The 7,889-nt window shown below is 65.1% G+C and carries 8 protein-coding genes; 7 read left to right on the top strand and 1 reads right to left on the bottom strand.

What is annotated here, in order from left to right; genetic code table 11:
- The first annotated feature begins 450 nt into the window (after positions 1-450).
- From Q0T48_RS12460 to Q0T48_RS12440, 5 genes are all read left to right on the top strand, one after another.
- Positions 451-1,449 carry an ABC transporter substrate-binding protein gene (locus tag Q0T48_RS12460; protein ID WP_295956809.1) on the top strand — a complete coding sequence of 333 codons (999 nt, stop codon included), beginning with the start codon at positions 451-453 and terminating at the stop codon, positions 1,447-1,449.
- Between the two features lie 22 nt (positions 1,450-1,471).
- Positions 1,472-2,524, top strand: a complete 1,053-nt coding sequence (locus Q0T48_RS12455; protein WP_295956806.1) for an aromatic ring-hydroxylating dioxygenase subunit alpha — start codon at positions 1,472-1,474, stop codon at positions 2,522-2,524.
- 147 nt (positions 2,525-2,671) lie between these two features.
- On the top strand, positions 2,672-3,355 hold the full coding sequence (locus tag Q0T48_RS12450) for an ABC transporter ATP-binding protein (RefSeq protein ID WP_295956814.1): 684 nt from the start codon (positions 2,672-2,674) through the stop codon (positions 3,353-3,355).
- A 23-nt stretch (positions 3,356-3,378) separates the two neighbouring features.
- Positions 3,379-4,170 (top strand): ABC transporter permease, encoded by a 792-nt coding sequence (locus tag Q0T48_RS12445; protein ID WP_295956805.1) that lies wholly within the window; start codon positions 3,379-3,381, stop codon positions 4,168-4,170.
- On the top strand, positions 4,167-5,582 hold the full coding sequence (locus Q0T48_RS12440) for an amidohydrolase family protein (protein WP_295956803.1): 1,416 nt from the start codon (positions 4,167-4,169) through the stop codon (positions 5,580-5,582). The genes Q0T48_RS12445 and Q0T48_RS12440 overlap by 4 nt, the downstream gene beginning before the upstream one ends.
- Positions 5,583-5,604: 22 nt before the next feature.
- On the opposite strand, the gene Q0T48_RS12435 is transcribed toward Q0T48_RS12440, so the two are convergent.
- Positions 5,605-6,246: a glycine zipper 2TM domain-containing protein gene (locus Q0T48_RS12435; protein ID WP_295956800.1), complete on the bottom strand. Its 642-nt coding sequence runs from the start codon at positions 6,244-6,246 to the stop codon at positions 5,605-5,607.
- 378 nt (positions 6,247-6,624) lie between these two features.
- Between Q0T48_RS12435 and Q0T48_RS12430 the strand changes: the two genes are divergently transcribed.
- The gene (locus Q0T48_RS12430) at positions 6,625-7,323 is read left to right on the top strand and encodes an SOS response-associated peptidase family protein (RefSeq protein WP_295956797.1); all 699 of its coding nucleotides are present in this window, start codon (positions 6,625-6,627) and stop codon (positions 7,321-7,323) included.
- Entirely contained in the window at positions 7,320-7,757 is a 438-nt protein-coding gene (locus Q0T48_RS12425) for a TIGR02594 family protein (protein ID WP_366887953.1), read from the top strand. The genes Q0T48_RS12430 and Q0T48_RS12425 overlap by 4 nt, the downstream gene beginning before the upstream one ends.
- The last annotated feature ends 132 nt before the right edge of the window (positions 7,758-7,889 follow it).

Genomic DNA, 7,889 nt, shown 5'->3' with positions numbered 1-7,889 from the left:
GATAGAGCGTGTCATGGTGAAGTCCTTGGGGTTGTTGCAGTGATTTGCGATGGGGTGATCTTCCCAAGCCGCGGCGGCTTTTGTGTGTCGGGAGCACGCAGGCTGTGTTGCAACTGCAATCTAGGGTGAAACCCTAGGTTTGGGGATTCGCAGGCCGGGTGAAACGGTTGCACCAAAGCCGTGCCATCCACCTGGCACACCATTTGCATGGTCGTAGGTGGAGTAGAAGCTGTCAGCAACCCGCCCCCTACAGGGCATGGGTTGTCGGTCATTGCTCCGGTGGCGGAAGTACCGTCGCATGCACATGCCGCCTGGCGTGTGCATGGGTGTTCAGACTTGAACACCCCGGAGAACAGCTTGTGGCCGTCCGCACCCTGGTGCGGTGTTGGGGCCGGTCTCTGCGCGGTGCTTTCGTCTTTCCACAGCCATCTAGCTTTAGGACAGACTGACATGCATCGCAATTCCCCTCTTCTCTCTCGCCGGTGGTTCGCCCGCTTGGCTCTCACGGCGGCTGCCGTGTCGCTCACCGGCGCGGCCTGGGCGCAGGACAAGGTGACCTACCTCACCTCCTGGTACGCCGAGGCCGAGCACGGCGGCTTCTACCAAGCCGTGGCCACCGGTATCTACAAAAAATACGGCATGGACGTGACCATCAAGATGGGCGGCCCGCAGGTCAACGGCATGCAATTGCTGGCGGCGGGGCAGGCCGACTTCATCATGGGCTACGACCTGCAAACGCTCAAATCGGTAGAGCAGGGCCTGCCGGTGACCACCGTGGGGGCCGCGTTCCAAAAAGACCTGCAAGGCCTGATGACCCACGACGATGTGGCCGGGCTGGGTGGCCTCAAGGGCAAGACGATTCTGGTGTCCACCTCGGCCCGGCCCACCTGGTGGCCCTGGCTGAAAGCCAAGTACGGCTACACCGAGGACCAGGCACGCCCCTACACCTTCAACCTGCAGCCCTTCTTTGCCGATGCCAACACCGCGCAGCAGGCTTACCCCTCGTCGGAACCCTTCCAGGCCGCCAAGGCGGGCGTGAAAGCCAAGTTCTTTTTGTTTGCCGACGAGGGCTACCCGCCCTACGGAAAATCTATCGTCAGCAGCACCAAGCTGGTGGCCGAGAACCCGGCGCTGGTGCAGCGCTTTGTGCGTGCCAGCATCGAGGGCTGGAAGTCGTACCTGGCCGACCCGGCCCCCGGCAACGCGCTGATCAAGCAAGACAACCCAAAGATGGACGACGAGCAACTGGCCTACGCGGTCAAGCGCATCAAGGAGCTGAAAGCCTTTGACGGTGGCGATGCCGCCAAGCTGGGCGCGGGCGTGATGACCGATGCGCGCTGGAGGCAGACCTTCGACTTCATGGTGGCCGCCGGGCTGCTCAAGGCCGATGTGGACTGGAAAAAGGCCTACACCACGCAGTTCGTTAAAGACCTCAAGGTCATGCCCTGAGCGGCGTGAAGGAGTACCCAACATGCTAGTGACCCAACAACCCATACTGCGCCGCTTCTGGTACGCGCTCATGCCCATCCACCAGCTGGACGACGGCCCGAAACCGTTCACCCTGCTGGGTGAAAACCTGGTGCTATGGAAGAAGCAGGACGGCACGCCCGCCGCGCTGCGCGACCGCTGCTGCCACCGCACGGCCAAGCTGTCCAAGGGCTTTGTCGACGGCGACCACATCGTCTGCGGCTACCACGGCTGGACCTACGACTGCAGCGGCAGCTGCGTGCGGATTCCGCAAAACCCCGACGGCAACATCCCCGCCGGGGCCAAGGTGCCGTCCTTCCACTGCCAGGAGCGCTACGGCTATGTGTGGGTGGCGCTGGAAGACCCGCTGCGCGATATTCCGCACTTCCCCGAAGACGGCGCGCCCGGCTACCGCCGCATCTTTCAGTTCTACGAAGAATGGAAAACCAGCCCGGTGCGGGTGATGGAGAACGCCTTCGACAACTCGCACTTCAGCTTCGTGCACAAGGCCAACTTTGGCGACATCGACCAGCCGGTACCGCAAAAGTACGAGATCCATGACACCGACTACGGCTTCGAGGCCGAGACCTGGGTGCCCATCAAAAACCCGCCCGCGGGCCACCGCGTGACCGGCAGCACCGCGCCCATGACGCAGCGGCACCTGACGAACCGCTACTACCTGCCGTTTGCGCGCCGCTTCGGCTGCCAGTACCCCGACAGCGGCATCGACCACATCATCTACAACTGCGCCACCCCCATCGGCGACGACCGGCTGATGCTGGTGCAGTGGCTGTACCGCAACGACAGCGAGGAGGCGTGCAGCACGCAGGAGCTGATAGCCTGGGACGCGGCCATCACCGCCGAAGACCGCGACATTTTGGAAGCCACCGACTTCGACGCTTGCATCGACACTACGCGGCGGCAAGAATTCCATATGCCCAGCGACCGCCCCGGCCTGATGGTCCGTCGCCAGCTGCTGGACCTGCTGAAGGCCCACGGCGAGGAAGAAGTGCACCAGGGCAACCGGCACATTCCCATCCACGCCGTGCCAGCCTAAGGAGTACGCACCATGCTGATGCAAGCCCTGCCTATTCCAGTGCCCACTGTGCCTACGGTGCTGTCCTTGCCGCCAGATGCCGACACCGTGCTCCACGCCAACCAGGTAGAAAAAACCTACGGCAACGGCACCCACGCCCTGGCGCGCATGGGGCTGCGCATCCAGCGGGGTGATTTCGTCTCGCTGCTCGGCCCCTCGGGCTGCGGCAAGAGCACGCTGCTGAAGATGTTTGCCGGGCTGGAAACGCCCTCGCACGGCCACGTGCGCTGGGCCGGGTTCGACAGCCCAGCCAAGTCCGGCCTGAAGACCGCCATGGTGTTCCAGGAGGCCACCCTGATGCCCTGGACCACCGTGGCGGGCAATGTGCGCCTGCCGCTGGACCTGCACGGCGTGCCGCGTGCCGAGGCCGATGCCCGGGTGGCCACGGCGCTGGCCCAGGTGGGGCTGGCATCCTTTGGCCAGTCGTACCCGCGTGAACTGTCGGGTGGCATGCAGATGCGCGCCTCCATTGCCCGGGCGCTGGTCACCGAACCCGATGTGCTGCTGATGGACGAACCCTTTGGCGCGCTGGACGAGTTCACCCGCAACAAGCTCGATGCCGACCTGCGCGCCCTCTGGGCCGCCCGGGGCCTGACGGTAGTGTTCGTTACCCACAGCATCTACGAGGCGGTGTTTTTGTCCAGCCGGGTGGTGATGATGGCCGCCCGGCCGGGCCGCCTGATCGCCGACGTGCCGCTGGACGAGCCAGACCGCTCCGAGACCTACCGCCTGTCCCCTGCGTTCGCCGACCACTGCCGCGAACTGTCTGCCCTGCTGATGTCGGCCCATTAAGACAACCTTTGAAGGAGTGATGAATGACAACCCCCTTGCTGCAACGCCCCGGCGTGCTGAACTGGCTGGCCCCCCTGGGCTTTGGCCTGTGCCTGCTGCTGGTCTGGCAGGCTGTGTGCACCCTTTGGCAGGTGCCCATCTACCTGGTGCCCAAGCCCAGCGACATCGCCCACACCCTGCTGACCGACGGCCCGTCGCTGCTGCGGGCGCTGGCGGTGACCCTGAAAATCACCGTGCTGGCGTTTGCGCTGGCGGTGCTGCTGGGCGTGGCCGGGGCGTTTGTGTTTGTGCAAAACCGCTTCATCGAGGCCAGCCTGTTCCCCTACGCCATCCTGCTGCAGGTCACGCCGGTGGTGGCGATTGCGCCGCTGATCATCATCTGGGTCAAAGACCCCACCTTTGCCCTGGTGCTGTGCGCCACGCTGGTGACGCTGTTCCCGATTTTGTCGAACACCGTGCTGGGCCTGCGCAGCGTGAACCCGGGGCTGCTGAACCTGTTCAAACTCAACGGCGCCAGCCGCTGGCAGACCCTGGTGCGGCTGCGCATTCCCAGTGCTTTGCCGTTCTTTTTTGGCGGGCTGCGCATCTCCAGCGGGCTGGCCTTGATTGGTGCGGTGGTGGCCGAGTTTGTGGCCGGTACGGGCGGCACCGGGGCGGGGCTGGCGTATGAGATCTTGCAGGCCGGTTTCCAGATCAACATCCCGCGCCTGTTCGCTGCACTGGTGCTGATTTCTGTCACTGGTGTGTTACTTTTCATCAGCATGGTTTGGCTATCTAAAAAGGCCTTGGGCCATTGGCACGAAAGCGCGATATGACGACTACTTTGATCCGCAACGCCGCTGCCATTTTGAGCGGGCAACCCGGCGCTGCATCCCGTATTGCCGGCCCCGATATCCGCTTGCGTGGCACGCGCATCGAGGCCATCGGCCAGCTCAGCCCGAAGCCGGGCGAGACGGTGGTCGACGCGACCGACTGCGTTATCTACCCCAGCTGGGTCAACACCCACCACCACCTGTTCCAGTCGCTGCTGAAGGGCGACGCGGGCGGTATCGACCTGCCGCTGACGGCCTGGCTGGCGGCCACGCCGTACCGCTTCCGGGCGGCGTTTGACGAGGGTTTGTTCCGCACCGCCGCACGCATCGGCCTGCTGGAGCTGGCCTTGTCGGGCTGCGGCACGGTGGCCGACCACAACTACCTGTACTACCCCGGCATGCCCTTCGACGGATCGGCGATTTTGTTCGAGGAGGCCGAGCGCATGGGCCTGCGCTTTGTGCTGTGCCGCGGCGGTGCCACCCGCACCCGCCAGCTAGAGGCCGAGCTGCCCCAGGCCATGCGCCCCGAGACGCTGGATGCCTACCTGGCCGACGTAGAGTGCCTCACCGCCCGCTACCACGACCCCGCGCCAGACGCGATGCGCCGCGTGGTCATGGCCCCCACCACACCGCCGTATTCGCTGGCACCGAGCGAGCTGCGGGAATGCGCCCGCACCGCCCGGCGACTGGGTATCCGCCTGCACTCGCACCTGTCGGAAACCGTGGGCTACCAAGACAGCGTGCACGCCATGCACGGCCTGTCGCCGGTGCGCTTTGTGGCCGAGCACGAATGGCTGGGTTCAGACGTGTGGTTTGCCCACCTGGTCAAGCTGGATGCGGAAGAAATCGCCCTGCTGGGCAGCACCCGCACCGGCATCGCCCACTGCCCGCAAAGCAATGGCCGCCTGGGCAGCGGCACCGCGCCCGTGATGGCGCTGCAGGCGGCGGGTGTGCCCATCTCCATCGGGGTGGACGGTGCGGCCTCCAACGAAGCCGCCGACATGGTGTCGGAAGTGCATGCTGCCTGGCTGATGCAGCGCGCCGCGCAGGGCGACAAAAGCCAGCCGTTGTTCCGTGGCGGTGCCGGGGAGGGCGCGCGCGTGGCGGTCAGTGCCGACGACGTGGTGGCCTGGGGCACCTCGGGCGGTGCCACCGTATTGGGCCTGGGCGATGTGGGTACGCTGGCCCCCGGCATGGCGGCAGACCTGGCGGTCTACGCGCTGGACGACCCGCGCTACTTTGGCCTGCACGATGTGGCGCTGGGGCCAGTGGTCAGCGGCGGGCGGCCCCTGCTGAAAGCCTTGTTTGTGGCCGGGCAGCAGGTGGTGCGCAACGACGTGCTGCAGGGCGTGGATGTGGCAGAGTTGCGCCATACCGCCCGTGCGGCGGTGCGGCGCTTGATGGCCGTTGTGTGAGGCCTCTGCTTGAAATCTAGATTTAGCCGATGGAGCGCAGTGCACCGTTGACGATCTTCACCCGGTCACCGGCTTGCCAGCCGGGCTGCTCGGACTGGTGCAGGGTGCGGGTGGAGCCGTCGTCCAGACGGACCACGATCTCGTAGCTGTGCGAGGCTTTCACCTGGCCTTCGATGTGGTTACCGGCAAAGGCACCGCCCAGGGCACCCAGCACGGTGGCCACGTCGCGGCCCCGGCCGCCGCCGACCTGGTGGCCTAGCACGCCGCCCACCACTGCGCCGCCGACCGCGCCCACACCGCTGCCTTGGGCGGCGGTGGTGATTTCGCGGGTGGATTCCACCACGCCGCAATTGCTGCAGATGGCGGCAACCGGCCGTGGCTCGGTGTGGGTGGTGGTATTGCGCACGGGCGCTGCGGCCATTTGCGGGGCCTTTACAGGGGCTCGGACGGGGGCTTCCACCGGGGCAGTCACTGGAGCTGTTACCGGGGCCATCATCGCCGGTTGCGCCAGGCCGCTGGTCTCGGTGTTGCGGGCCGCAGAGGTGGGAATCCAGCCCATGATGGCGGCCGTGCCCACGGCGCAGACCAGCACCACGGCGGAGCAGGCGGCAATGACCATGGGGTGCAGGCGGGGCTTGGAAATGGAATCGGTAGGTGTGTTCATGGTGTTGGTCGTCAAGTAAGTTGCTGCGTTGGCAGGAGGCGAAACTGTATTCGGGTTGTGACGGGCGGTGTTTTCAGGCCCCACAAACCCCTAAGGATAGGTTTTAAACGCCGTAATCTGGGCCGTGGTTGACGTTGTGGACTGTTTTGCCGCAGTGGGCGGCCCAGGCTGCCTGTTTCTTGTTTTGGCTCTGCATTCTGTATTTGCTATTTAAATAATAGCTACTTGTGCAGGTAGATATTACGCTAGAGGCTTAAAAAGCTTGTAAATTTGCACCACGCCATTTGGGTCTGCAGAGCGGCTTTGTAAGTATTTGCATCTGGCGTGCCGCCGCTTGCATGCCGTGCCGCTGCTCTCCCAGCGCGCTACCATCCCCGCATGACCACCCACTACGAATCCCTGCAACAAGCCGCCGCCTACCAAGACGCTTTCAATGTCGAACCGCCCAGCGCCCTGGGCGAGCGCGACATGTGGCCGCGCAAGCCGGGGTTTTGCATCCGACCGGTGGCCGCGCCTGCCGATGCGCCACCGGGCACCCCCGCCAGCCGCGAACTCATCCCCGCCCAGTGGGGCCTGGTGCCGCATTGGGTCAAGTCGGCATCGGACGGCAAGCTGCGTGCGCCCAAGCTGGTCAACGCCCGGTCCGAGACGGCTAGCACCACGCAAAACTTTCGCGATGCCTGGCTGCAAAACCAGCGCTGCATCGTGCCCATGCAGGCGTTTTTTGCCGACGACTGGCGCAGCGGCAAGGCCGTGCCCACGCGCATCTCGCGCATCGATGGCAAACCCATGGGCGTGGCCGGGCTGTGGGCCAGCTGGACCGGGCCAGACGGCGTGCCCTTCCTCAGCTACACCGTGCTGACTGTCAACGCCAACAACCACGCCCTGATGCGCCGCTACGGCCCCGAAGGCAACGACAAACACATGCCGGTCATCCTGAACGAAGGTGCAGTGGACGCCTGGCTCACCGTACGCGTCGAGAAAGCCAAAGAATTCATGCGCCAGTACCCGGCCAACTGGCTGGCCGCCAACCCGCTGGAAACCAAGGCCGACAAGGTGCCACAAGGCTTGTTTTGACGCTCCAGCCCTTCGCTACCTGGATGCTGGTGGCTGCCAGCGAGCAGGGCGTCCGCACCGCACCGCCCGGCCAGAGCAATCCGCGCATCACCGCCTACCACGCAGGCACCCATATCGCGGGCTATGACGACAAGGCGGCCTGGTGTTCGTCCTTCGTGAACTGGACGCTGGCCCAGGTGGGCATCACCGGCACCGGCTCGGCGCTGGCCCGCTCCTGGCTGGACTGGGGCCAGCCGCTGGATGCGCCCGTGCCCGGCTGCATCGTGGTGCTGACCCGCGATAACCCCACCGGCTGGACCGGCCATGTCGGCTTTTACCTGCGCACCCAGGGCGACCAGGTGCTGCTGCTGGGCGGCAACCAGCTGGACTGCGTGTGTGAAAACAGCTACCCGCTGGCCTCGGTGTTGGGCTACCGCTGGCCGTCCGGGCGTTAAGGCAACGCTGAATAAGTCCCGACCTGGCGCGTGACTTGCATTGGTATTGTCATCCCTCACAAGGCGACAAAGATGAAGCAACACACCCTGGCCCTGGCCGCCGACCAAGAAGCGGGATTCGCCCAGCACCGC

Source organism: Rhodoferax sp. (assembly GCF_025354435.1).
In the GTDB taxonomy this organism is placed as follows: Bacteria; Pseudomonadota; Gammaproteobacteria; order Burkholderiales; family Burkholderiaceae_C; genus Rhodoferax_B.
This window is presented reverse-complemented; position numbering and strand designations above follow the sequence as displayed.